General features: G+C 62.2%; 25 protein-coding genes and 1 pseudogene. 21 read left to right on the forward strand and 5 right to left on the reverse strand.

Annotation, left to right across the window (positions count from 1 at the left end; all coding sequences use genetic code 11):
* Nucleotides 1-4: 4 nt before the first annotated feature.
* Nucleotides 5-760 carry a TIGR01458 family HAD-type hydrolase gene (locus HYN24_RS15520; protein ID WP_240327692.1) on the reverse strand — a complete coding sequence of 252 codons (756 nt, stop codon included), beginning with the start codon at nt 758-760 and terminating at the stop codon, nt 5-7.
* Nucleotides 761-883: 123 nt separating this feature from the next.
* On the opposite strand from HYN24_RS15520, the gene HYN24_RS15525 reads away from it, so the two are divergent.
* Nucleotides 884-2,281 carry a tetratricopeptide repeat protein gene (locus HYN24_RS15525; RefSeq protein ID WP_117610105.1) on the forward strand — a complete coding sequence of 466 codons (1,398 nt, stop codon included), beginning with the start codon at nt 884-886 and terminating at the stop codon, nt 2,279-2,281.
* 6 nt (nt 2,282-2,287) lie between these two features.
* Here HYN24_RS15525 and HYN24_RS15530 read toward each other — a convergent pair whose 3' ends face one another.
* Both HYN24_RS15530 and HYN24_RS15535 read right to left on the reverse strand, forming a co-directional pair.
* A complete protein-coding gene (locus tag HYN24_RS15530; RefSeq protein ID WP_117610106.1) occupies nt 2,288-3,859 on the reverse strand; it encodes a B12-binding domain-containing radical SAM protein in 1,572 nt (523 codons plus the stop codon).
* 89 nt (nt 3,860-3,948) lie between these two features.
* Entirely contained in the window at nt 3,949-5,703 is a 1,755-nt protein-coding gene (locus tag HYN24_RS15535) for a hybrid sensor histidine kinase/response regulator (RefSeq protein WP_162888763.1), read from the reverse strand.
* 101 nt (nt 5,704-5,804) lie between these two features.
* On the opposite strand from HYN24_RS15535, the gene HYN24_RS15540 reads away from it, so the two are divergent.
* The 3 genes and pseudogenes from HYN24_RS15540 to HYN24_RS15550 all read left to right on the forward strand — a co-directional run bounded on the left by HYN24_RS15540 (nt 5,805) and on the right by HYN24_RS15550 (nt 8,655).
* Complete coding sequence (locus HYN24_RS15540; protein WP_117610108.1) at nt 5,805-6,575, forward strand: ABC transporter permease; 771 nt, start codon at nt 5,805-5,807, stop codon at nt 6,573-6,575.
* A gap of 9 nt (nt 6,576-6,584) precedes the next feature.
* The gene (gene cutA, locus HYN24_RS15545; RefSeq protein WP_117610109.1) at nt 6,585-6,902 is read left to right on the forward strand and encodes a divalent-cation tolerance protein CutA; all 318 of its coding nucleotides are present in this window, start codon (nt 6,585-6,587) and stop codon (nt 6,900-6,902) included.
* Nucleotides 6,899-8,655: pseudogene (locus HYN24_RS15550) on the forward strand (protein-disulfide reductase DsbD). The gene cutA and the pseudogene HYN24_RS15550 overlap by 4 nt, the downstream one beginning before the upstream one ends.
* Here HYN24_RS15550 and HYN24_RS15555 read toward each other — a convergent pair.
* Nucleotides 8,652-9,314: a phosphatase PAP2 family protein gene (locus HYN24_RS15555; RefSeq protein WP_240327693.1), complete on the reverse strand. Its 663-nt coding sequence runs from the start codon at nt 9,312-9,314 to the stop codon at nt 8,652-8,654. The pseudogene HYN24_RS15550 and the gene HYN24_RS15555 sit on opposite strands and share 4 nt — an antisense overlap.
* A 129-nt stretch (nt 9,315-9,443) precedes the next feature.
* Here HYN24_RS15555 and HYN24_RS15560 point away from each other — a divergent pair, with 129 nt between their 5' ends.
* Genes HYN24_RS15560 through HYN24_RS15620 form a run of 13 tightly spaced genes read left to right on the forward strand, consistent with a single transcriptional unit; the run spans nt 9,444 to nt 20,744 of the window.
* Nucleotides 9,444-9,683: an acyl carrier protein gene (locus tag HYN24_RS15560; RefSeq protein WP_117610110.1), complete on the forward strand. Its 240-nt coding sequence runs from the start codon at nt 9,444-9,446 to the stop codon at nt 9,681-9,683.
* Between the two features lie 3 nt (nt 9,684-9,686).
* Complete coding sequence (locus HYN24_RS15565) at nt 9,687-10,937, forward strand: beta-ketoacyl synthase (protein ID WP_117610111.1); 1,251 nt, start codon at nt 9,687-9,689, stop codon at nt 10,935-10,937.
* A gap of 19 nt (nt 10,938-10,956) precedes the next feature.
* Entirely contained in the window at nt 10,957-11,241 is a 285-nt protein-coding gene (locus tag HYN24_RS15570; RefSeq protein ID WP_117610112.1) for a phosphopantetheine-binding protein, read from the forward strand.
* Nucleotides 11,238-11,933: a hypothetical protein gene (locus HYN24_RS15575; protein WP_205421407.1), complete on the forward strand. Its 696-nt coding sequence runs from the start codon at nt 11,238-11,240 to the stop codon at nt 11,931-11,933. The genes HYN24_RS15570 and HYN24_RS15575 overlap by 4 nt, the downstream gene beginning before the upstream one ends.
* Nucleotides 11,930-13,291 carry an AMP-binding protein gene (locus tag HYN24_RS15580; RefSeq protein ID WP_117610113.1) on the forward strand — a complete coding sequence of 454 codons (1,362 nt, stop codon included), beginning with the start codon at nt 11,930-11,932 and terminating at the stop codon, nt 13,289-13,291. The genes HYN24_RS15575 and HYN24_RS15580 overlap by 4 nt, the downstream gene beginning before the upstream one ends.
* Entirely contained in the window at nt 13,278-13,583 is a 306-nt protein-coding gene (locus tag HYN24_RS15585) for a hypothetical protein (protein WP_117610114.1), read from the forward strand. Before HYN24_RS15580 ends, HYN24_RS15585 begins: the two co-directional genes overlap by 14 nt.
* Nucleotides 13,580-14,491 (forward strand): acyl-CoA synthetase, encoded by a 912-nt coding sequence (locus HYN24_RS15590; RefSeq protein WP_117610115.1) that lies wholly within the window; start codon nt 13,580-13,582, stop codon nt 14,489-14,491. The genes HYN24_RS15585 and HYN24_RS15590 overlap by 4 nt, the downstream gene beginning before the upstream one ends.
* The gene (locus tag HYN24_RS15595) at nt 14,488-15,057 is read left to right on the forward strand and encodes a LolA-related protein (protein ID WP_117610116.1); all 570 of its coding nucleotides are present in this window, start codon (nt 14,488-14,490) and stop codon (nt 15,055-15,057) included. The genes HYN24_RS15590 and HYN24_RS15595 overlap by 4 nt, the downstream gene beginning before the upstream one ends.
* Nucleotides 15,054-17,393, forward strand: coding sequence for an MMPL family transporter (locus HYN24_RS15600; RefSeq protein ID WP_117610117.1), 2,340 nt, complete (start codon nt 15,054-15,056; stop codon nt 17,391-17,393). Before HYN24_RS15595 ends, HYN24_RS15600 begins: the two co-directional genes overlap by 4 nt.
* Complete coding sequence (locus tag HYN24_RS15605; RefSeq protein ID WP_117610118.1) at nt 17,390-18,034, forward strand: alpha/beta fold hydrolase; 645 nt, start codon at nt 17,390-17,392, stop codon at nt 18,032-18,034. The genes HYN24_RS15600 and HYN24_RS15605 overlap by 4 nt, the downstream gene beginning before the upstream one ends.
* 1 nt (nt 18,035) lies before the next feature.
* Nucleotides 18,036-18,836, forward strand: a complete 801-nt coding sequence (locus HYN24_RS15610) for a polysaccharide deacetylase family protein (protein WP_117610119.1) — start codon at nt 18,036-18,038, stop codon at nt 18,834-18,836.
* Complete coding sequence (locus HYN24_RS15615; RefSeq protein ID WP_117610120.1) at nt 18,833-19,555, forward strand: cyclopropane-fatty-acyl-phospholipid synthase family protein; 723 nt, start codon at nt 18,833-18,835, stop codon at nt 19,553-19,555. Before HYN24_RS15610 ends, HYN24_RS15615 begins: the two co-directional genes overlap by 4 nt.
* A 4-nt stretch (nt 19,556-19,559) precedes the next feature.
* The gene (locus HYN24_RS15620) at nt 19,560-20,744 is read left to right on the forward strand and encodes a DUF1615 domain-containing protein (protein WP_240327694.1); all 1,185 of its coding nucleotides are present in this window, start codon (nt 19,560-19,562) and stop codon (nt 20,742-20,744) included.
* A 10-nt stretch (nt 20,745-20,754) separates the two neighbouring features.
* On the opposite strand, the gene HYN24_RS15625 is transcribed toward HYN24_RS15620, so the two are convergent.
* The gene (locus HYN24_RS15625) at nt 20,755-21,603 is read right to left on the reverse strand and encodes an alpha/beta hydrolase (RefSeq protein WP_205421408.1); all 849 of its coding nucleotides are present in this window, start codon (nt 21,601-21,603) and stop codon (nt 20,755-20,757) included.
* Nucleotides 21,604-21,702: 99 nt separating this feature from the next.
* Here HYN24_RS15625 and HYN24_RS15630 point away from each other — a divergent pair, with 99 nt between their 5' ends.
* From HYN24_RS15630 to fabG, 4 genes are read left to right on the forward strand one after another with little or no spacing between them, the layout of a single operon-like run.
* Nucleotides 21,703-22,893: a beta-ketoacyl-[acyl-carrier-protein] synthase family protein gene (locus tag HYN24_RS15630; RefSeq protein ID WP_117610122.1), complete on the forward strand. Its 1,191-nt coding sequence runs from the start codon at nt 21,703-21,705 to the stop codon at nt 22,891-22,893.
* Nucleotides 22,890-23,690, forward strand: coding sequence for a beta-ketoacyl synthase chain length factor (locus HYN24_RS15635; RefSeq protein WP_117610123.1), 801 nt, complete (start codon nt 22,890-22,892; stop codon nt 23,688-23,690). Before HYN24_RS15630 ends, HYN24_RS15635 begins: the two co-directional genes overlap by 4 nt.
* Nucleotides 23,684-24,157, forward strand: a complete 474-nt coding sequence (locus HYN24_RS15640; RefSeq protein WP_240327695.1) for a hotdog family protein — start codon at nt 23,684-23,686, stop codon at nt 24,155-24,157. The genes HYN24_RS15635 and HYN24_RS15640 overlap by 7 nt, the downstream gene beginning before the upstream one ends.
* Nucleotides 24,158-24,170: 13 nt before the next feature.
* Entirely contained in the window at nt 24,171-24,890 is a 720-nt protein-coding gene (gene fabG / locus HYN24_RS15645) for a 3-oxoacyl-ACP reductase FabG (protein WP_117610124.1), read from the forward strand.

Genomic DNA, 24,890 nt, shown 5'->3' on the forward strand with positions numbered 1-24,890 from the left:
ACCGTTAGCCGACCAGGGCGCTGACCGCCGCGGCAAAATCGTCGTAGGTTGCCACCGGCCGAAGGTCCGGATGGGCATCGTCACCGGCCCTGAATTTTCCCGTTCGCACAAGAATGCCGGGGATTCCGGCCGCCTGAGCACCCCCGATGTCATCGGCCAGATCGTCACCGATCAGCACCGCTTCAGCCGCCCCAACACCCAGCTCGGACAAGGCCGCGGTGAAGAAGGAAAGGGCCGGCTTGCCGGTGATTTCTGCCTTGATCCCGGCCGAGAACTCCAGTCCGGCGACAAAGGCTCCCATATCGAGGGACAGGCCATCGCCTTCCATGAAATAGCGATTACGCGCCATCGCCATCAGCGGCACGCCCTGCATCAATAGGCGGAAGGCATGGTTGAGGATAGGGTAGGTGAAATGCGTCCCCATATCCCCGAGTACAACGATGTCGGGATGGGGATCGCTGTCTCCCATTTCCTCGGCAATATCGGGATGCACCAGCCACAAAGGGCGCCGTCCCCGGCTACGCACCAGCGTCCGAGCGGCCAGCGCCGCCGTCTGGATTTCGCTGGCCGCCAGGGTAAAGCCCATGCGCTGCAATTTGGCAAAAAGGAGGGGGCTGGGCGTACGCGTCGTATTGGTCAGAAACCGCAGGGGCAGCCCCGAGGCACGCAGCCGGTCAAGCGCCCGCACGGCTCCGGGCAAGGCATCATCGCCGGTATGCAGGACGCCGGCCAGATCGATCAACACGGCTTTTGGTGACATTGTTGGTGCCATCATCCGCTCCCACCGTTGAGTGCTGGAAATGCTTGGATTATGGATTTTGTCTAAAGTTTTGTCGCTGTCAGCCCAAATTGAACGACCAATCAGTCAGGATAAAATGACACGATGACAACCCCTTGCGCCGCAGCCGAACAGCAGTTTTACGAAGGACTCCGCCTGCTCGGCCTGGGCCAGTACGCGGCAGCTGAAGCGGCTTTTCGCGGTGCCTTGCAATTGGCCCCGGGCCTGGCCGAGGCCCACGCCAACCTGGGCTTCCTGCTCGACCGCGAGGGCCGTTGGCCGGAAGCCGAGGCCAGCTACCGCCAGGCTCTGGCAATCAACCCCGGACAGGTTCAAACGATCATCAACCTGGGGGCGCTGCTCGAGTCCGAAACCCGCTTTAGCGAAGCACTGGAAGCCTATCGGCAGGCGCTGGCCCTTGATCCTGAGTCACCTGCAGCCTGGTCAAACCTCGGCGTCCTCCTGACCTGCATGAAGCAGGAAACAGAAGCCGAGCATTGCTTGCGCACCGCACTCGAACTGGCCCCGGATTATCGCAAGGCCTCGTTCAACCTCGCCCACCTGCTCCTCCGTCAGGGACGCTACGAGGAAGGCTGGTTGCGCATGGAATCCCGCGACTGGTATGAACAGATCCAGAAACACCTCGGCATGCCACGCTGGCAGGGCGAACCGCTCGCCGACAAATCGATCCTGATCGGGCTGGAAGCCGGTCATGGCGACATGATCCAGTTTTGCCGTTTTGGCCAACGGCTCAAGGAACAGGGTGCCAGGCGCCTATCCATTCTCTGCCACCCGCCCCTGAAAGGCCTGTTCCAGCAGCTTGCCGGCATCGATGACGTCATTGCCGTAGGCGATCCCGATCCCGGCGTTCTCTGGGACTACTGGACGCCTCCGTTAAGCCAGCCGTTTTACCTGAACACGCGGCTCGACACGATCCCGGCCGACCTGCCTTACCTGCAGGCCGAGCCCGACAAGATTGCCCGTTGGCGGGCCATCATGGGCGACACCGGCCGCGCCCTGCGGGTCGGACTGGTGTGGAAGGGCAATTCCCGTTTTGAAAACGACGCCCATCGTTCCCTTCGCTCGCTACATGATCTGGCGCCGCTCGGCGAATTGCCCGGCATACGCTATTTCAGCCTGCAAAAAGGCGGCGGCGAAGACGAGGCGACAAGCCCCGCAGCCCCTTTTCCCATCGTCGCTCTCGGTAGCCAGATCGCCGATTTTTCCGACGCCGCAGCGATCATCGTTAATCTCGATCTGGTGATCACTGTCGACACCGCCTACGCCCATCTGGCAGGTGCGCTCGGCCGGCCCTGCTGGGTGATGCTGCCCGATTACAAGACCGACTGGCGATGGCTGGCCGGGCGAACCGATTCGCCATGGTATCCGGGGGTCATGCGGCTATTTCGCCAGGACAGTTCAGGCACCTGGGGGCCGGTCATCGCCAGGCTACAAGCTGACCTCGCCGACTTTGGCTGCAATGCCGGGTCCCGTACTGCGTAAATGGCTTTACCCAGCCATCTTCCCATGCCTCTCCTGTCGTTGTGCCAAAGCCCTTGCCGCCCGGGGCACGGGCTTTTCCCGGTTAACCAGCAAGCCGTTGAGACAGACCGGGTTGGCACGAGCACCGCTGGCTTGATAGTCGGCCAGCAGAATCTGCCTGATTTTTTGTGTTTCCCAGCCAAGTTCCCCGGTCAGATAGTCGAAGACGGCATCGATCAGCATTTCCGGCGTCAGGCGACTGGTCTGACCAGTACGGCCCCATAGCCAGTCGGCAAAGGCGAGAAAAGCCGCAAAGGGTGAGGGGCCGGCGAGCAGAATGGGCAGGGTTTGTGGAAAGCGGCCTGAATTGGCAATCAAATCCCAGTAACGGGCAAGGCGGATGAAGCGCTGCATGGTCGGCACATCGACGTCCTGCGTTTGGACCACGGTGTAGGGCGCATCGGCCGCGTAGACCATCCCGTATGACGCCGTATGCCGGACTATCGGCGTACCGCGCAATCGCTTGAGGACGCCGAGCTGGATTTCATCCGGGCCGAGGGCAAACAAGCGATCAAAGCCCGCGGCGAAGCTGGCCAGGGTTTCGCCTGGCAAGCCGAAGATGAGGTCGGTATGGAGGTGCGCATGGCTATGAGTGACCAGCCAGGAAAGGTTTTCGCAGGTCTTTGCGTTGTCCTGACGGCGTGAAATGATTTGCTGAACGTCGGGGTTGAAGGTCTGGATACCCACTTCAAACTGCAGCACACCAGGGGGAAAGCGGGCGATCATTTCCTTGAGTCGTTCAGGTAAATGATCCGGAATCACCTCGAAATGCAGAAACAGATCGGGCGACAAACGCTCGAGGAAAAACGCCAGAATGGTCAGCGAGTTATCGATCTTCAGATTGAAAGTTCGGTCGACAAACTTGAAGTTGCGCGCCCCGCGCTGGTAAAGCACCGCCAACGCCGCGAGAAAACGTTCCGGTTCGAAAGCCCAGGCTGTTTTGTCGAGCGAACTCAGGCAAAACTCACACTTGAACGGGCAGCCGCGCGATGCCTCGACGTAAAGCAGGCGATGCGCCAGATCGTCGTCGCTAAATTCGGCATAGGGCAGGGCAATGTCGGTCAGCCCTGGCTGCTCACCAGGGATCACCTTGTTCAGAGGCGGCGGACCATCGATCAGGGCGCGACAGAGCTTGGGAAAGCTGACATCACCCCAGCCGGCAATCAGGAAATCAGCCAGCCGGACAATCTCCTGCTCGGCCCATTCATAGGAAACCTCCGGACCCCCCAGAATAATCGTCAGGGTCGGCCGCACCTGCCTGAGTTGGCGCACGAGTTCAGTGGTCGGCACGACATTCCAGATATAGACACCCAAGCCAATGATCTGTGGCGCGCCATCCAGCGGATCGCCCAACTCGGTGAGCAATGCCTCGACGACTTCAGGCAACGGACGGCTGATGGTGAATTCGCGCAAGACCGTCTGCTCGCGCAGCCCGATGCGACCATGACGATCCATGTTGGCGAGCAAATAGCGCAGGCCGAGAGACGCGTGGATATACTTGGCGTTGAGGGTGCAGAGAATAATGGCAGGCGGCGGCATCCCCGCATTTTGACATCGTCGTGACCGGCCAAGGCAGGGCGGTCCTTATATTTGGCCCGATAATCACCACGCAAGGTGGCCCTCGACCGCTAACCGGCCGAGTCTTTTCCCGTTCCCGAGAGCAGCGCGCACAGCGTCTGTCGCAAGCGCCACGGGCGAACCGGCTTGTGCAACAGGACCAACCCGCTCTCTGCTGCAGCCTGCATGGCACCTTCACTGGTATCGCCAGTCATCAGCAGCGCCGGGAGATTTGGGCCAAGGTGGGCGCGCAGATAACCGACGACATCGATGCCGCTTTCGGTCTCCGACAAGCCGAAATCCGAAATAATCGCATCGACTTCGACCCCCAGTTCCTCGATCTGGGCCAGGACACTAGCACCGGAATCGCCGGAAATGACGGCGCACCCCCAGTTTTCCAGCAGTGAATGCAAGCCGTCACGGATCAAGGTTTCGTTTTCGACAACGACAATCCGCCGGTTATCCAGGTCATAGGGCGAAATGCCATCAGCACTGGTGCGCAGGGGGCGTTTCGATGGGGCAGCATCACTGATCGGCAGACTGATGGCAAAGCACGATCCGCGCTTGGGAACCGAGCGAACGGAGACTTCTGCATCAAGCAAGCGGGCAGCACGGTCAACAATGGCCAGCCCAAGCCCCAGTCCCTGTTGCCGATCCCGGTGCTGATTACCGACCTGGACGAACTCCTCGAAAATGTTGTCCTGATCGGCTTCGCTGATCCCGATCCCGGTGTCCCACACTTCGATATGGAGATTCTGCCCACGCCGCCGACAGCCGATCAGCACCTTGCCAGTCGGCGTATATTGCAGGGCGTTTGACAGAAAATTCCGCAAAATGCGACCGAGCAGCATGGCATCGGTATCCACACACAGCCGACAGCCGACCACGCGCAGCTCCAGTCCCTTGCGTTCAGCCAGAGGGCCATATTCACGCTGCAGATCGTTTAACAAGTCGCCGACCGACAGCACTGCGTGCTGCGGCTTGAGCGTACTGGCATCGAGCCGGGAAACATCGAGCAGCGCACTGAGCAGACCCGAAACGGCGCCAACCGCCTGCTGTGCCTTGGCGAAATATTCTTCGCCCTTGGCTGTCAGCGTCATTTCCGGCCGCAGCAGTTCCTGAAACAAGGCGATAGCCTGCACCGGCTGACGCAGGTCATGGCTCGCCGAGGCAAGAAACTTCGCTTTTGCCTTTCCCGCCTCTTCGGCAATCTGTCGCTGGTGCGCCAGTTCCCGGGCAAGAAATTCGTTCTTGAACCGCAGATGCAACGATTCGTTGAATGCGGCATGACGCTTGCCGCCCTGCCAGAGCAGGACGGGCACGAAAATACCCAGCATGAGGCCGAGAATCAGGTGCAGCTGATCGCCAGCCAAAAGGTACCAGAGCGCCAGCGGTATCAAGGAGGTACAAATGAAGGCGCGCGACGGACGAAAATAGGCAAACCCCTCGGAGGCCGCTGCCGATGCGGAAATGGCGGCGACAGTCAGGATGAAAAACTGGTACGGCAAGGGTAAATGGGCGGTCATCGCCGTGTTGGCGAAACCCCAGGCCGTGCCGTTGAGGGCGGCGCCCAGAGTCTGGCCCAGGCCCCACTGGGCAGAGGTTCGGCTGGATGGGGCACGATGATAGGCAACTATCCCCCGGGCTCGCCAGACAGTAACGCCACCGGCCAGCGCCAGTGCGGGCCCCCAGGTCCACCATGGCACAAGGCTTTCGACCAGCAAGGCGAGCAGGCACAGAATGACAATGCCGGCCAGATTCTGGGCATTGGTTTCGCGGAAAAAGGCCTTGATCTGCTCAGCAGCAATGGCATCGGCTGTTGCCATCGAGTGAAATTCATTGGGCATGTGACCGATTATCTATCATCGTGCCAATGATGCAAGCCGGCTGGCGGTAAAATGCCCCCTTGTCGACCTTTATCGCGCCCATGTCCCGCACTTTTGCCGAACCCGGCTTTTTCCCCGTCTGGCGTCGCAATTTTCTTGTCTGGCGCAAGCTCGCCCTGCCGTCGATTCTCGGCAACCTGGCTGACCCGCTGATCTATATGCTCGGCCTGGGCTACGGCCTGGGAGCCATGCTCCCCAGTATCGAGGGTCAGCCTTACATCGCCTTCCTGGCAGCCGGCTCTGTCTGCGCCTCGACGATGAACGCGGCGACCTTCGAGGCACTGTACTCGGCCTTTTCCCGCATGCACGTCCAGAAAACCTGGGAAGCCATCCTCAATACGCCGCTTGGCCTCGCTGATGTCGTCGCCGGAGAATTGTTCTGGGCAGCCACCAAATCGCTGTTTTCCGGTGCCGCCATCCTCGTCGTCATTACCGCCATGGGCCTGACCCACGGCCCGCTCATGCTCTGGGCGCTACCGGCCATCGTCCTGACCGGCCTGGCCTTTGCCGCGCTCGGCCTGATCTGGAACGCGCTGGCCCCGTCCTACGATTTCTTCATGTACTACTTCACCCTGTTCATCACCCCGATGACCCTTATTTCCGGCGTGTTCTTCCCGACTGACCAGCTCCCCGCATGGCTCGCCATGATCGGTGCCTGGCTGCCGCTGGCCCAGGGTGTCGCCTTGGTCCGCCCGCTACTGGCCGGCCAGGTACCTGCCAACGCCCTGATCCACGTCCTGGCCCTGCTGGTTACCGCGGCAATTGCCTTCAGTATCGCCTTGCATCTAACCCGTCGGCGACTGCTCAAGTAAAATTGACCAATGGAACCTTTGCTCGTCATCACCAACTGCCCCGATGAACAATCGGCCAACGCCATCGCGCTTGCCACCGTCGATGAGGGACTGGCTGCCTGCGTTAACATTTTGCCGCGCATCCAGTCGGTCTACCGCTGGCAGGGAAAGGTCGAGTCGGCCACCGAAGTACCGCTTTTTTTCAAGTCGACAGCCGCCAACTACCCGGCGCTTGAAGCCAGAATCCGCCAACTCCATCCCTATGAACTGCCTGAAATAATTGCCCTGCCAGTTAGCCACGGCTTGCCTGCCTATCTGAACTGGATGGCGGCGGAAACGATCCAATGACCATGCGCCTCTTATTCCTCATCTTTTCCCTGTTCATCGGACTCGTCCAGGCCGAGGAATTCCTTGATCCGGCCGTTGCCTTCAAGCCATCGGTCAAAGCCCTTGATGGCCAGACCCTCGAAGTCAGCTACGAGATCGCCAAGGGCTATTACCTCTACCGCGACAAGTTCCGCTTTGCCGTCGAAGGCGATGCGGCCACGCTTGGCACACCGTCCTTGCCCAAGGGCAAGGAACATAACGACGAGAATTTCGGCAAGGTCGAGGTGTATTACAAGGCCGTCGCCATCCGCATTCCTGTCGTGCGCACCAGTTCCGGTCCGCTCCCCCTGAAACTCCGTGTCACCGGGCAAGGCTGTGCCGATGCCGGTGTTTGCTACCCTCCGCAAACTCAAACCCTCAGTGTCGATCTGCCCGATCCGGCCAGCGCACCGCCCGGCCAAGCAGCGGGCACTGGCGATGAGAGCGGCCAGATCGCCTCAACCCTCAAACACGCCGGTTTCTGGACCAGCCTCGCCTTCTTCTTTGTAGCCGGCCTCGGCCTGTCGCTGACGCCTTGCGTTTTCCCGATGATCCCCATTCTTTCCGGCATCATTGCCGGACAGGGCCACAAGAATTCCCACGCCCGCGGTTTTGCCCTCTCACTGGCCTACGTACTCGGCATGGCGGTGACCTATGCTGCCGCCGGAGTCGCCGCCGGCATGACCGGTACGCTGCTTTCCGCGGCCCTGCAAAACCCGTTGGTGCTAGGCAGCTTCGCACTGGTTTTTGTCGTCCTCTCGTTCTCGATGTTCGGCTTCTACGAACTGCAGTTGCCAACGGCGCTGCAAAGCAAGCTGTCGGAAGAATCCGGCCACCTTCAGGGGGGCGCGGCATTGGCGTTTTCCTGATGGGTGCCTTGTCAGCCCTGATCGTCGGCCCCTGCGTTGCTGCACCGCTGGCTGGCGCACTGCTCTATATCGGCCAGACCGGTGATGCCGTTTTCGGCGGCACGGCGCTGTTCGTCATGGCGCTCGGCATGGGTGCGCCGCTGATTGCAGTCGGCATTGCCGGCGGGTCCCTGCTGCCCAAAACCGGTCCCTGGATGGAAGGGGTCAAGAAGGCCTTCGGCGTACTTTTGCTGGCCACTGCCGTCTGGCTCCTCGCGCCGGTTATCCCGCCGGTTGTCAGCATGCTGGCCTGGGCGATGCTGCTCATCATCCCCGCCATCTACCTGCATGCCCTTGACCCACTGCCACCCCACGCCAAAGGTTGGCAGCGCTTCTGGAAGGGTATTGGCATTGTCATGCTGCTAACCGGTGCGGCATTGCTCATCGGCACCCTGGCGGGTGGCCGCGACCCGTTGCAACCGCTGGCCGGGTTGCGCGGCCAGGCAGTGGCTGCCCAAGAAAAGCGATTGCCGTTCGAACGGGTTGCCTCGGTTGGCGAACTTGAGACGAAAATCAAGGCCGCCGGGCGCCCGGTGATGCTCGATTTTTATGCCGACTGGTGTGTTTCGTGCAAGGAAATGGAGCGGTTTACCTTCGCCGATCCGACCGTCCAGGCAAAACTATCAGACTTCAAGCTGCTTCAGGCCGATGTCACTGCCAACTCGGAAGACGACAAGGCCTTACTCGCCAAATTCAGTCTCTTCGGCCCGCCTGGCATCATTTTCTACGATGCCGGGGGCCAGGAAATGAAATCCGTCCGCATCGTTGGTTTTCAGGATACGGCCCAGTTCTTGAAAACCCTGCAGCAACTCGGAAATAACAGCTAGATTTGTCCTGCCGGTGCGTAACGCAAGGACAAAACCGCAAACACGACACCAACCGCAGTCCCGGCCAGAACATCAATCGCCACATGCTGACAGGTGGCCATCGTAGACCATAGAATGGCCAGACAGTACGCAGCGCTCAGCCAGCGCGCCAGTCGCGGAACTCCGATAGCGGCAAACACCCGGTCAAGCCAGAAGGCTGAAAAGACGGCTGATGCCACATGCAGGGAAGGGCAGGCGTTGCCAGCCGCATCCGTATCCTTGATGAAGGCTATTGAGGGGTAGAGGCTCCAGTCGATGACGGCGGGTGGCACCCCCGTTGGCAACAACCAGAAAATACCCAGGCAGAGCAGGCACATGGCCGCCATCCATTGGCTATAGACTGCCAGCATCCGGGTATTGCCAAGCAGGGCCGGGGGCAGCGACACATAGACCCACAGCGAGGCATATACGGAGAAGGCGAGCGGCGTGAATGGAATCCATGCGTCAAGCCCGATCCGCGGCATGACCGTCGTCGCAAAGACGGGGTTGCGCAGTACCCAGAAGTATCCCCAGAAGAAAATGGCCATGAAGGCCATCGTGCCAACCGCCTTGAGCGGCCACAGGATGGCGATTCTGGATATGAGCTGCCGGATCCAGTGCGGTCTGGAAAACAGGTACATGAGAATTCGATGATTTGCGGACAGCGAAAACCCTATGGTAACAACAGATGCCCCATGCATTGAGGAATCGTCGGACTGATAGGGTAAAACCTTTGGAAAACATGGGCATTCAGCTAAAATTGGCAGGCTATGGAATCCATTGGCCTGATTCGTGATTTTCTCCAGGACCGTCTCGCCGTCGAGCCGGGCAATGTCGTTCCCGGCGCGGCCCTGGCGGAGCTTGGCGTCGACTCGCTGATGATGCTCGAATTGATGTTCGAATTCGAGGACCGCTACGGCATCAAGCTCTCCCGCGACCTGAAAACTCCCCGGACCGTTGGCGAGATGGTGACGCTGATGGACGGCCTGATCGCCAAGTCGAAGAGCTGAGCCATGAGCCAGCGACGGGTGGCGATTACTGGCCTCGGGCTGGTCAGTCCTTATGGCGGCGACCTCACTGATTTCTTCACACGCCTGTGTGCCGGCGAATCGGCCGTCGGCTACCTGCTGACCGACGACGTGCCGCGGCCGCTGTCGATGCCTTTCGTCACGTGTCCCGGTTTCGACCCCGATACCGTGCTCGGCAAACCGCAGGCCAGCATGATGGACCGTTTCGCACAGTTCGGCTTGGCTGCCGCCTTCAACGCCTGGGATGATGCCGACCTGTCGCGTCAGCCCGGCGACGAATGCCGTAGCGACTGGGGTGTGGCCTGGGGCACCGCACTCGGCGGCACGATGGCCTATGAGAAAGGCTACCGCGAACTCTGGCAGCGCGGCCGCGAAAGACTGTCGCCACTGACCGTCGTTCTCGGCATGAACAATGGCGCCAACGCCCATATGTCGATCCAGTTTGGCCTGGGCGGCGTCAGCATGAGCCACACCGTAGCCTGCGCCTCATCGGCCATTGCCATTGGCGAAGCCTTCCGCCGCGTCCGCAGCGGCGAAGCAACGGTGATGCTGACGGGCGGCTCGGATGTACCGCAGGCTTATGGCGTTGCCCGCGCCTGGGAAGCCTTGCGTGTCATGGCGCCGGGCAACAGCGAAACGTCGCCATCGGCCTGCCGGCCGTTCTCGGCTGATCGGCGGGGCCTGGTTCTCGGCGAGGGCGGGGCGGCACTGGTCCTCGAAGACTGGGATCATGCCACCGCCCGCGGTGCTCGCATCCACGGGGAGATCGTCGGCTACGGCACGACCTGCGACCATACCCATCTGGTCCGCCCGGAAGCCGACGGGCAGATTCGCGCCATCCGGCTAACCCTGGCCGATGCCGGACTGGAGGCCAGCGATATTGATTACGTCAACGCCCACGGCACGGCAACCGCCGAAGGGGACCCGGTCGAAATAGCGGCACTCAAGGCGGTTTTCGGTGACCGCGCTGCAACACTAGCCGTCAGCGCCACCAAATCGATGCACGGGCATCTGCTCGGTGCTTCGGCCGCCATCGAAGCCATCGTCACAGTGCTCGCCCTGCGCCAGCAGAGCATCCCGCCCACCGCCCATCTCGACCAGCTCGACCCGGCCTGTGCCGGGGTTGACCATGTCACCGCAGCACGGCACAGCCAGCCCCTGCGCGCCGCACTCTCCAATTCCTTCGCTTTCGGTGGCAGCAACGCGGTCCTCGCGTTCCGTGCTGTCAACGAGTAACCCCAACGGATGCCCCGCCATGTCTGACGCCATTTCTCCCGAAATCATCGAAGCCCTGTTGCCGGAAGTTGCCGAATTGATCGTTTCGGCGCTCAATCTCGACATGCCCGCCGCCGAAATCGAACCGGATGCCCCGCTGTTCGGCGAAGGCCTCGGCCTCGACTCGATTGACGTGCTCGAAATCGCCCTGGTCATTTCAAAAAAATACGGTTTCCAGCTTAAATCCGACAACGAGGACAACCTGCGCATCTTCTCCTCGCTGCGCGCCCTGTCCGGGCACATCGCCAGCCAGCGGACCAAATGACCCTTTCCCCGGCCCCGCTGCTGCGCGGCCTGGCCGTGGTCGTCTTTATCACCATCTGGGCTGTCCTTGCCCATATCAGCAGCGCCGGCGAAGGCACGCCCGATCTCTCGGTCATGATCGCCCTGGCCCCGATCCTTGCAGCACTCAGCCTGCTCCTCTGGCGCAACCACCATCCACTGCGGACTGGTGCCGCTGTGGTCGTCCTGCTCGGTTGCCTGGCCTGGCTGTGGCCCATCTTGCGCAATAACATTGCGCTGCTTTTTTTCATCCAGCACATCGGCACCAATCTGGCGCTCGCCACCCTGTTCGGGCGCAGCCTGCTTGGCGATGGTGAAGCCCTCATCACCCAACTAGCGCGTGCCGTCCACGATGGTGATCTGTCCGAACTTAAACGCCGCCACACCCGTCAGGCGACCCTGGCCTGGACGCTGTTTTTCCTGACCAATGCACTGATCTCGGCAATCCTCTGGCTATTTGCCCCAGCCACCGTTTGGTCGGTTTTCGCCAACCTGCTGTCGGCACCCCTGCTTGCCGCCATGTTCATCGGCGAACACCTCTGGCGGCTGCAGGTGCTACCGCCGGAAGAGCGACCGAGCTTCGCTCAGGTCATCGGTGCCTACCGCATGCGCAACAAGCTGCGCGACGCGGAGGCACGGATCGATACGCCCAGTCAGCCGGCCAATCCATTATGACGGGCATCCCCCTGTTCGCCCACAGCAATCTCGATGCTGTCTTTGCCTGGAACACCGATGGACCAGTCAGCGTTGGCGACTATCTCGCCGATGTTCGCTGGCTAAGCGAACAGTTGCCGGCAGCAGGGCATCTGCTCAACCTTTGTCATGACCGTTACCGCTTCGCCGTCGGCTTTGCCGCTGGCCTGCTTCGCGGCATGACCAGCCTGCAGCCATCATCCCAATCGGCCGAAACATTCACCCGACTGCAGGCAGAACACCCGGATCTGGTCTGTCTCTGTGACGGCCCCTCCGAGACGCTGGGCTTGCCACGCATCGACTTTCCGGCGATTCCGACTCTCCGGGTCAGGCCCCAAACTTCGCTGACTGGGGACCTCACCATCCCGCAGATTTCAGCCGACCACCTCGCCGCCATTCTGTTCACCTCAGGTTCAACCGGCCTCCCGCAGGCGCAGCGCAAAACCTGGGGAAAACTGGTCGCCAACGGCTGCGCCGAAGCCATTGCCCTCGGCCTTGATCGCCAGCCACACGCCATCGTCGGCACGGTACCCGTTCAGCACAGTTACGGCTTCGAATCGACCTTTCTGCTCGCCCTCCATGGCGGCTGTGCCTTCTGGTCCGGCAAGCCGTTCTATCCCCAGGATATCGCCAGCGCCCTGGATGCCGTGCCACAGCCCCGCCTGCTAGTGACAACGCCGTTTCACCTGTCGGCACTACTCTCCGCGGGCATCGATCTGCCGCCGGTCGACAAGCTGCTTTCTGCCACAGCGGCACTCTCCACCGCACTGGCCAGCGAAGCCGAAAGGCGAACCGGCGCGCCCATGCTGGAAATTTACGGGTCGACCGAATCGGGCCAGCTCGCCACCCGGCGGACCACCGAGGGCGCTGCCTGGACGCTGCTGCCGGGCGTCCGCCTGAGGCAGGATGGCGATGAAACAATCGCCTGCGATGGCCATGTCGAAGGCTGCGTCGCACTGTCCGACCTGATCGAACTCCTGCCTGACCGGCGCTTCCTGCTGCACGGTCGCCAAGCCGACCTCATCAACATCGCCGGCAAGCGAACCTCGCTGGCCTATCTGAATCATCAACTTGGCGCCATTCCGGGCGTCGTCGATGGCGCCTTCTTCCTGCCCGACGACGAAGATCCGGACGGCATCACCCGCCTCACCGCCTTCGTCGTCGCCCCCGACCTCAGCGCCCGACAAGTCACTCTCGCACTGCGCCAGCGCATCGATGCGCTTTTCCTGCCCCGGCCGCTGGTCCTCGTCGATACACTGCCCCGCAACAGTACGGGCAAGCTGCCGCGCAGCGAACTGCAGGCGCTCTATGCCGACAAGGTCAGCCATGACGGGCGCTGAATACGACTGGACCGTTCCGGCCGATCATCCGGCCTTTGCCGGCCACTTTCCCGGCCGGCCCATCGTGCCGGGCGTCGTACTGCTGGACCGCGCCATCCTGTTTGCCGAAGCGATGCTCGGCACGAGCGGGTTGAACTGGCAGGTCGGCAATGCCAAGTTTTTCAGCCCCGTCGGACCAGAGGAAGCGCTCACTTTCGCTTTATCGACGAGCCCAAGAGGGGCAATCGCCTTCACCGTGCGGACGGGCGAGCGCGATATTGCCTCCGGCAGCCTGACCCGTGCCGTGCCATGAGCGAAAAAGACCCAACTGACGCCGACTGGATGCGCCAGCAGGAACGCAGCAATCTCGCCATCCTCAAGCTCATGGTGTGGATTTCGCTAACCTTCGGCCGGCGCATCGGCCGCGTCGTCCTCTATGGCATAGCTGCCTACTACGTGCTGTTTGCGCCGCGCGCCCGGCGCTTCAGCCGGAACTACCTGAACCTTGCGCTCGGCCGCTGGTCGCAGTGGTCTGACGGTTTTCAGCATATATTTTCGTTCGCCAGCACGATTCACGACCGGATTTACCTGCTCAACGACCGTTTCGAACTGTTCGACATCGAAATCATCGGTAGCGCGGCCGTTCAGAAGGCCGCCGAAGAACACCCGGGCGCTTTGCTGCTCGGTGCCCACCTCGGCAGTTTCGAGGTTCTCCGGGCGGTCGGGCGAGGGCAGCGGGGGCTACGTATCGCGATGATGATGTACGAGGAAAATGCCCGCATGATCAATGCCACACTCGAAGCGATCAATCCGGCGGCAAGCCAGGACATCATCCCGCTCGGTCGCATGGATTCGATGCTGCAGGCCCGCGACCGGCTCGATGAGGGCTATCTGGTCGGCATGCTCGCCGACCGCGGACTGGGCGACGATGCGACGATGGACTGCCATTTTCTCGGCAAACCGGCGCCGTTTCCGCTCGGCCCCTTCCGCATGGCCGCCATGCTGCGCCGTCCCGTCTTTTTCATGACCGGCCTGTATCTGGGTGGCAACCGCTACCAGCTGCATTTCGAACCGCTCGCCGATTTCTCGCAGACCTCCCGCGAAGAGCGCGATACCGCGATTCATGCCGCCATGCAGGGCTACGCCGACAAACTGACGCATTATTGTCAGCGCGCCCCCTACAACTGGTTCAATTTCTTCGATTTCTGGCAGAAAAAATGATCAAACGTCTCCTCGGCGGCCTCTTTTTGCTGGCCCTCGCCCTGCCTGCCACAGCCGCCTTCGATGTCGGCCAGCTGATGACCGACCTGGCGCGAAACAAAGGGGGGAAGGCCAGATTCATCGAGAAAAAATACATCTCGCTGCTCGACAAGCCTGTCGTGTCATCCGGGGAAATGAGCTACACGGCGCCCGATCGCCTGGAAAAACGGACCCTGCTGCCCAAAGTGGAAACACTGCTGCTCGACAAAGACATGCTGTCAATCGAGCGTGAAAAGCAGAAATTGACTATCAATCTCGCCAACCAGCCCGAGGCGCTGGCTTTCGTCGACAGCATCCGGGGCACCCTATCCGGTAACCGTGCGGCACTCGAGAAAAATTACGCCCTTCATTTATCGGGTAATTCAGACAAGTGGGTGCTTACTCTGTTGCCCAGTGACCAGAAAATCGCGACGCTGGTCCTGCGCATCACGGTGAGCGGCAACAAGGGCCTGATCCGCAGCATCGAGTACCTGCAGGCCGACGGCGACCGTTCCTTGCTCACCATGGAAGCCATCGAGATCAAATGAGCCGGCCGGCCATCCGCGCTTTTCTGTTCTGGCTGCTGGCCATGGCAGCCGGGTCGGTCATCGTCTGGAACAGCCGCTTTTCGGCCGACATGTCCTTCTTCCTCCCGGCCAGGCCGAGCGCCGAGCAACAGGTGCTGGTCGACCAGTTGAAAGAGGGGGTTGTCTCGCGCCTCCTGATGGTGGCTATCGAAGGTGGTGAGGCTGCCCAGCGCGCCGCCGTTTCACGCCAGTTGCGCAGTCGACTGGCGAAGATGTCCGAATTTGTAGCGGTCCAGAACGGTGAAGCCGGCAGCCTCGATGCCGACCGCGACTTCCTGTTCCGCCACCGCTACCTGCTCAGCCCGGCCGTGACGCCAGAACGCTTCACGGTCGATGGCCTGCGCGACAGCATCGCCAGCAGCGTCGATCTCCTCGCTTCACCGGCTGGCATGATGATAAAACCGCTGCTGCCGCGCGATCCGACCGGCGAAATGATCGAGCTGCTCTCCGGCCTCAACGCCGGCGCCCAACCGAATGCACGTGAAGGCGTCTGGGCCTCGCGTGACGGCGATCGGGCGATGCTCCTGATCCAGACGGCCGCTCTCGGCTCCGATACCGACGGGCAGGAGCAGGCCATCGCGACGATCCACCAGCAATTTGCTCAAAGCGCCCAGGAGGCCGGCTTCAGCGAGGCCGGCATGCGGCTTTCCGGACCCGGCCTCTTTGCCGTGAAATCGCGGGAAACGATCAAGAGCGAAGTCAGCCGCCTTTCGTTGATCAGCACTCTGGCCATCATCGCCGTGCTTTTCTTCGTCTATCGCTCAGCCCGGCTCCTGACCCTCGGCCTGCTGCCCGTAGTCAGCGGCGCACTGGCCGGCATCGTCGCCGTCAGCCTCGTTTACGGCACCGTTTTCGGCATTACCGTCGGCTTCGGCTCGGCACTGATCGGAGAGGCCGTCGATTATTCGATCTATTACTTCGTCCAGTCCGGCCGGCTCGGTGCCGATGAATGGCGAAAACATTTCTGGCCGACCGTCCGGCTCGGCGTATTAGCCTCGATTTGTGGCTTCGCCGCGCTGCTTTTCTCGGGTTTCCCGGGCCTCGCCCAACTCGGCCTCTATGCCCTGAGCGGCGTCCTCACCGCCGCACTCGTCACCCGCTTCATCCTGCCGGATCTGGCCGGCGACGAACATCCGATACGCGACCTGAGTCACCTCGCACCGCCGCTCAATTCTGCCATCCGGGCGCTGCGCCGCCTGCGCTGGCCTATCATCTTGCTGACAGCTGCCGCGGCAGCTGTGCTCGTCGTCGACCGCGAACATCTGTGGCACCCCAACCTGTCGGCACTGAGTACGGTCAGCACTGAAGATGGCGCCACCGACAATGCCCTGCGCGCCGATATCGGCGCGCCCGATTCGCGCTACATGGCGGTGATTACGGCGGCTAGCCGCGAAGCCGCGCTGCAGGCGGCCGAACGGGCAGGGCAGCAGCTCGATGCCCTGGTCGCCCAGGGCATCCTCGGCGGCTACGATAGCCCGGCCCGCTTCCTGCCCAGCCTGACCATGCAGGCCAGCCGCCGCGCCAGTCTGCCGAGCACCGACGAATTGCGACCGCGCCTGCAAGCTGCGCAGGCCGACTCCCCGCTCGCTGCAGTCAAACTCGGGGGCTTCCTCGACGATGTCGCACTAGCGAAAGAGCAGGGCGACCTCACCCGCGCATCGCTGAACGGCACCAGCCTCGCGCTGGCCGTCGACTCGCTGCTGCTGCAACGAACGGATAGCTGGAGTGTGCTGCTGCCACTGCGTCCCCCGGCCGGCGACAAGGGAATAGACATCGATATCGAACCGGTACGGGCAGCCCTTGCCGATAGCGGGGCGCTGTTCATCGATATGAAGTTCGAGTTCGACCGGCTCTACAACGACTATCTCGATGAAGCGACCCTGCTTTCGCTGGCCGGCTTCGTCGCCATCGTCGCTCTGCTCGCCGTCACGCTGCGTTCGGCCCGTCGTCTCGGCGCCGTCCTGCTACCCTTGCTGCTCTCCGTCGTCATCGTTATCGCCGGCATTCATCTGGCTGGTGAACAACTGCATCTGCTGCACCTGATCGGCATGCTACTGATCGTCGCCGTCGGCTCCAATTACGCCCTGTTCTTCGACCGAGCCGGGAGCGAGCACCACCTCGATCCGTCAACCCTGGCCTCGATGGCCATCGCCAACCTGACCACTGCCATCGGCTTCGGCACACTCGCGTTGTCCAGCGTCCCGGTACTGCACGCCGTCGGCATCACGGTCGGACCGGGTGCCGTTCTCGCCTTGCTCCTGTCGGCCGCCTTCGTTCCACGTGAAACCCTGGCATGAGCCGCCCACTGCGTACGCTGCGCCGTGAAACCGGCGCCCCGGACCTGGTCGTGCTGCTGCCCGGTGCATACATGAAACCGGAAGATTTTGTCGAGGCAGGGTTTTTCAGTGCCGTCGAGCGACGCCGCCTGAAGCTCGACATCGCCGCGGTCGAGCTCGACCTCGACACGATTTCCGAGGGTAGTGCCGTCGCCGACGTCTTTGACCAGATCGTGCTGCCCGTCCGCCAAAACCACGAGCGCGTCTGGTTGGGCGGCATCTCGCTTGGCGGCCTGCTGACCCTGAGCCTGAATGCCGACCGGCCCGGTACTATCGATGGCCTGTGCCTGATCGCACCCTATCCCGGCAGTCGGCTGACGACCAAACCCATCGCCAACGCTGGCGGCATCGACGCCTGGATACCCACCGCCGAACAACTGGACGACCCCGAATTCCGCGTCTATCGCTGGCTCAAACAGGTGCCTGTCAATCTGCCGGCCTTTATCGGCTATGGCACCGAAGACCGCTTCGCCGATGGCATGGCGACCATCGCCGGACGTTTCCCGACACCTGCCCGGCAAACCATCCCAGGCGGCCACGAGTGGCCGGTCTGGCAGCTTTTGTGGGAACATTTCCTCGATCTCGGATATTTTGCCACCTGACATGCCGACCCCCTGGAAGCCACCCCTCGCCATCAAGATGACACTCGCCACACATGCCGCCGCCGTGGTCGGCTGCCTCGTGTCGCCGTCCCTCTGGCCGTGGGCGCTCGGGGCGCTGATCGTCAATCACGTGATCATCACCACCGCCGGTCTGCTCCCGCGCACGACCTTGCTCGGGGCCAACCTGACCCGCCTGCCGGCCAGCGCCGCCGCCCGCCGCGAAGTGGCCATCACCATCGACGACGGTCCAGACCCCGAAATCACTCCACGCGTGCTCGACCTGCTCGATGTCCACAAGGCCAAGGCCACCTTCTTTTGTATTGGCTGGCGGGCCAGGGAAAACCCCGCGCTCTGCCAGGAAATCGTCGCCCGGGGCCACCAGCTTGAAAACCATGGCGATGCGCATTCAAAAGCCTTTGCCACCTTCGGCCCCGGCCGCATGAAGGCCGACATTGCCGCTGCCCAGGCCACCTTCACCGAAATTACCGGCCGGGCACCGCGCTACTTTCGCGCCACGGCCGGGCTACGCAATCCCTTCCTCGACCCCGTCCTGCATAGCCTCGGCCTGAGGCTCGCCAGCTGGACGCGCCGCGCCTACGACACCCGCTGCGGGAACCCGGACACGGTTTTCCAGCGCCTGAGCCGCGACCTCGGGCCCGGTGACATCCTGCTTCTGCACGATGGCCATGCTGCCCGCACACCGGCAGGTCAGCCGGTCATCCTCGTCGTCCTGCCACGCCTTCTTGCCCTGCTCAGCGAACGTCGGCTCCAGCCCGTCACGCTGCCCGATGCCATCCCATGAGCCAAACCATCCTTCGCAAACTCCTCGATGAAGCCAGCCGGCCGTTCGCCAGCAGCGGTCATTTTGCCTATCACTACGCGCGCGGCAAGCTGTCCTCCGACAGCATCTTCCGGGAAATTCTCAGACGCGGCCTTTTCCCTGCCGAAGGCCGTTACCTCGACCTTGGCTGCGGCCAGGGCAGCCTGTTTTCCTGGCTGCTTGCCGCCCGCAAGCTCTATGAAACCGGCCACTGGCCGAAGGGCTGGCCAGCGCCCCCCAAGCCACTGCAACTGCGGGGCATCGAGTTGATGCAGAAGGATGTCGACCGTGCCGTTCGGGCCTTCGGCTCCGACCACACCATCCTCCGCATCGAGCAGGGCGACATGACCAAAGCGGACTTCGGCAGCGCCGATGTCATCACCATCCTCGATGCCTTGCACTATGTCGATCATGCCCACCAGAAAGACGTGATCATGCGCATCCGCTCAGCGCTGCCGGCCGGCGGCCTGTTCCTTACCCGGGTCGGTGACGCCTCGGCCGGCCTGCCGTATCACCTGTGCAACTGGGTCGACCACGCAGTCACGTTCATGCGTGGCCACCGCCTGCCCCGCCTCCATTGCCGCACCCTGACCGAGTGGATCGCCTTGCTTGAAAGCATCGGTTTCACGGTCGAGACGGACCCGATGAACGCCGGCAAACCCTTCGCCAACGTCATGCTCGTTTGCCGCGTCCCGGCCTGACACAGTGACCCGGCCCAACCGCCTGCCCCTCGTCGCCGCAGCCATGCTCGCCATGCTGGCCGGTTGCTCGACGTTCGACGAAGGCGGCGAGGAGGGCGGCGCACTGCCCCCCGACATGGCACGCCGGGCCGACGGCAAAACAGCCACGGCGTGGCCGACCTCTCTGCCCGAAGCCGAGGTCAAAAAGCGCATCGTCCAGCTCATCCCTGCGTCGGCAAAAGACCGGCCAGGTTGGGCCAATGACCTGCATACCGCTTTCAAGACCCTGGAAGTGCCACACGCCACCCAGACTTATTGCGCCGCCATCGCCATCATTGAGCAGGAGTCGACTTTCCAGGCCGACCCAGTGGTACCCGGCCTGCCGGCCATCGTCCGCCGCGAACTGGAAAGCCGGGCCGGCCGCTATGGCGTGCCCTCGCTCATCGTTACCGCAGCCCTGAGCAAGACCTCGCCCGATGGCAGGAGTTATAACGAACGCATCGATGCCTTGAAGTCCGAGCGACAGATCAACAGCCTGTTCGAGGACATGATTGGCGAACTGCCCTTCGGCCGCCAGCTATTCGCCGACTACAATCCGGTGCGTACCGGTGGCCCGATGCAGGTCAGCATCGAGTTCGCGACGCAACACGTCAAGGAACGCGACTACCCCTACCCGATGCCGAAAAAGGTCCGCGACGAAGTGTTCACACGGCGCGGTGGCGTCTATTTCGGCAGCGCCATCCTGCTCGACTATGAAGTGCCGTACGACAACATCGTCTACCGCTTCGCCGACTTCAACGCCGGCCGCTACAGCAGCCGCAATGCCGCCTTCCAACTGGCGCTCGGCAGGATATCCGGCAAACCGCTGGCGCCGGATGGCGACCTGCTGCGTTACGAAGACGGCAAACCGGCGACGCTGGCGAGTAGCGTCGAGGAGGTCGCCATCGGCATCGCCGGCCGACTCGACATGAGCCGTCCGCAGATCCGCCGTGACCTGCTCCTCGAAAAATCCATGGCCTTCGGCCGCAGCCCGCTCTACAACCGCGTTTTCGAGTTGGCCGAGCGGAATGGAAAACCCATGGCCAGGCAGGCCATGCCGCAGATCGACCTGAAAAGTCCAAAAATCACCCGCAAGTTGACCACCGAATGGTTCGCCAAACGTGTCGAAGGTCGTTATCGAATCTGCCTGACCCGGTATAACAGCCAATAATCATCGACCATCACCGGGCCACCATCCAGGCGACAATCTGCCCGACCACGTCGCGCTCGATGCCGTTGAACCCGTGATAGGCCATCGCCTCGCATGGATCACCTCGACTGATACCCTCACCAAACGACAGCAATTGCTTGCGCGGCAAGTCGGCAAGCTTCCGCATCAGGCCCGGGATCTCGCTGTATGCACAATGGCTGCAAGCATCCTGCTCGTGATGCACGACGAGCACTGGAATAGTCAGCTGATCGAGCGCCATGGCCGGTACCGCAGGCGCCTTTGGGTCAGTCAGGATGGTCGCCGTCAGCACCAGGCCATCCGGCCCGTCCGTCCGGTTCAGGCGCGTCGCGACTGCCGCGACTGACTGCGTACCGCGACTGGTGCCGATCAACCACACCGGCAAGCCCGTCTGCTGGCGAACCCAGGCGATCACCGCCCGGGCATCCGCCGCGTGCTCCGCACCCTGGCGGAAACCACTCAAATAGGGAAATGACAGCCGATCAGACGGCGCATCGATGATCACCGTGAGCAGTCCCTGATCGACAAACAGTTGCCGGCTGCGTATCAGGAAATTGCCCTTGCCCCAGCCGAATGAACCATCCGTGCCAATCTGCAAGCCCCCGTGCCCACCGGCAAAGAGAATCACCGCAGCCTTCGGCGAGGGCGGTGCCAAGACCAGCAGGCGTTGCGTCACACCCGGTCGGGTTGGGATATCGACCACTTTTGGCTCGGTCTCGCCATACACCAGCGATGCAACAAGACACGATGCCAGTACAAGCCAGTTCTTGAATCTCTTCATCTCGATCACACCCAATTCAGATGACACGCCAAAACAAACCCGATTAAACATACGGAACATGAAACTTCGATACTGTGACTGTATTCCGGCAAGCTGTATTGCACCATCCGACACCGCCCCCTCTGGTAAAATTCAATTCACATCATCTCGGGCCTCGCCGTGACTCCGCTGCTGCTTTCCGCCTACACCGCCACTACCTGCCTCGGCCGCGGCCTTGATGCCATGCGCGATGCCTTGCGTAATGGAAGGAGCGGGCTGGTGCCCTGTGCTTTCGAGACCGTTCAGCTCGATACCTGGATGGGTGAGGTAGCGGCGGTCGACAACGAGAAGCTGCCGGTAGCGCTGGCCAGATACGATTGCCGCAACAACCGGCTGACGCAGATGGGGCTGGAGACGGATGGCTTCGCCGAGTCTGTGCGCGCAGCTATTGGCCGCTACGGCAGGACACGGGTCGGAATCTTTCTTGGTACCAGCACGGCGGGCATTTTGCAGACCGAACTGGCTTACCGCCGGCGCGATCCGGCAAGCGGCGCATTGCCTGACGATTTTCATTACCGCACGACGCACAACTCCTTCTCGCTGGTCGAATTCACCCGCGACTATTTCGGACTGGAAGGCATGGCGATGGCGATTTCGACCGCCTGCTCGTCGAGCGCCAAGGTCTTCGCCGCGGCGGCCCGTCAGCTTGAACTCGGCAATATCGATGCGGCCATTGTAGGCGGCGTCGATACGTTATGCCTGACCACCCTCTATGGTTTCGCCTCGCTCCAGCTCACATCGGCCGATCCTTGCCGGCCCTACGATGCGGCCCGCAATGGCATTTCAGTCGGCGAGGGTGCCGCCTTTGCGCTACTCGAACGCTGCGCCAGCCCGGCCACCGGCTCGGTATTGCTGCTCGGTACCGGCGAATCGAGCGATGCCTATCACATGTCCTCCCCCCACCCGGAAGGGCTGGGGGCCAAAATGGCCATGGCCGCAGCCCTGCGCTCGGCCGGAATGACCGCCGGCCAGATTGACTACATCAACCTGCACGGCACCTCGACACCGGCCAATGATGCCGCCGAAGGCAAGGCGGTCAGCGCGCTGTTCGGTGATCGCGTACCCTGCAGTTCAACCAAAGGGGCGACCGGCCATACTCTGGGTGCGGCCGGTGCGGTTGAAGCAATCATCTGCGCCTTGACGCTGACCGAGGGTTTTCTGCCCGGCAGTCCAGGCACTGAAAACCTCGACCCGGCGATTCCTCTCGATTACCTGTTGAAGAGCAGTGACGGAAAGGCGAGTCGCACCCTGACCAACTCCTTCGGCTTTGGCGGCAGCAATTGCAGTCTGATTCTCGGTGTTGCCCCATGAACAAGCCTATGACCGCCTGGATCGAAGGCATCGGATTCCTTGCCCCCGGCCTGCCCGACTGGCCGACCGCCCGTGCCGTATTGCGCGGCGAGCAAGGGCTGACCGCCGCTCCCTCGCTGCTGCCTGCCCCCAGCCTTCTGCCGCCGGCCGAACGCCGTCGGGCCAGCCGCGTCGTCAAGCTGACCCTGGCCCTCGGTCTCGAAGCAGCAGCCCAAGCCGGCGCTGACGTGGGGAGCTTGGCCACGGTTTTTTCCGCCTCCGGGGCTGACGGGCACAACTGCCATGCGCTGTGCGAGCAACTGGCCACCGAGGACCGCCAGATTTCGCCGACCCGCTTCCACAACTCGGTCCACAATGCTGCCGCCGGATACTGGGGCATCGCTACCGGTTCGATGGCGCCATGCCAGGTTCTCTGCGCCTACGATGCGAGCTTCGGTGCCGGTCTGATCGACGCTCTCGGACAGGTCATGGTCGACCGGGAAGCAACCCTGCTGATCGCCTACGATAGCGAATACCCGGAACCACTGTTCACCAAGCGTCCTGTGCCCGACGTCGCTGGTGTCGCACTGCTGCTAACCTACCAACGCAGTGAGCGCTCGCTTGCATCCATTTCGGTGCTTCCCGATAGCACCCCGGCCATGCCGCTGGCCGACCCAGCACTGGAGTCTTTGCGGACGTCGATTCCGGCTCTCCGCGCCCTGCCGCTGCTGCAAAAACTGGCCCGTGGTGAAGCCGGTAGCGTATGCCTCGACTACCTGCCACCGCTGCAATTGAAGGTGGAAATCCTGCCGTGCTGAGCGCCCCGGCTGCTTCCATGAAGCGCGACCATTGCTGGATCGCCGCCCACATTCCACATCAGGGCCAGATGTGCCTTCTCGATACAGTGCTGGAATGGTCAGAAGGCCGTATTGCCTGCCGTGCCACCAGCCACACCGACACCAGCAATCCGCTACGCGCCGAAGGCCGGCTTGGTGCGGCCAATGGAATCGAGTATGCCGCCCAGGCAATGGCCATCCACGGTGCCCTGCTCGCCAATGTTGATGACCAGCCGCGCCAGGGCTACCTGACCAGCGTCCGCAGCGTCACCCTGCACGTTGCCCGACTCGATGATCTGCCGGGCGAGCTTGATGTTCAGGCCGAGCGCCTGTCGGGTGACACCAACAACATCCTCTACCAGTTCTCGCTCAGCCACGCCGGCAATTGCCTGCTCGAAGGGCGTGCCGCCGTCGTGCTCGATGCTGCGGCCATTGGGCGGCAGCCGTAATCAAGGAATATCGATGAAACGCGCACTCGTTACCGGCGGCAGCGGCGGCATCGGCGCCGCAATCTGCAGGCGTCTGGCAGCCGATGGGCATCACGTCATCGTCCACGCCAACCGCAGCCGCGAAAAGGCCGAAGCCGTCGTCGCCGACATCGTCGCCAACGGTGGCAGCGCCGAATCCGTGACCTTCGACGTGACGGAACGGGCCGCTACGGCCGCCGCGCTGGAAAATCTGCTCGAAAACGGGACCATCCAGATCCTGGTCAACAACGCCGGCATCCATGCCGATGCGGTTTTTCCCGGCATGCGCGCCGAGCAATGGCATACCGTCCTCGACGTTTCGTTGAACGGATTTTTCAACGTCACCCAGCCGCTGACCTTACCGATGATCCGTACCCGCTGGGGCCGCATCATCAATATTTCGTCGATTGCCGGCATCACCGGCAACCGCGGCCAGGTCAATTATTCAGCCGCCAAGGGCGCCCTGCATGCCGCCAGCAAATCACTGGCGCTCGAACTGGCCAGCCGCGGCATCACGGTTAATGCCGTGGCCCCTGGCATCATCGCCACCGACATGATCGAAGGCAGCTTCGATGCAGCAACCATCAAGAATCTGGTACCGATGCAGCGGGCTGGTCAGCCGGAAGAAGTGGCCGATCTCGTCGCCTTCCTCGCCTCTGAAAGGGCAGCCTATATTTCCGGCCAGGTCCTCTCGATCAACGGTGGGATGATCTGA

The organism is Dechloromonas sp. HYN0024, from assembly GCF_003441615.1.
Taxonomy (GTDB): Bacteria; Pseudomonadota; Gammaproteobacteria; order Burkholderiales; family Rhodocyclaceae; genus Azonexus.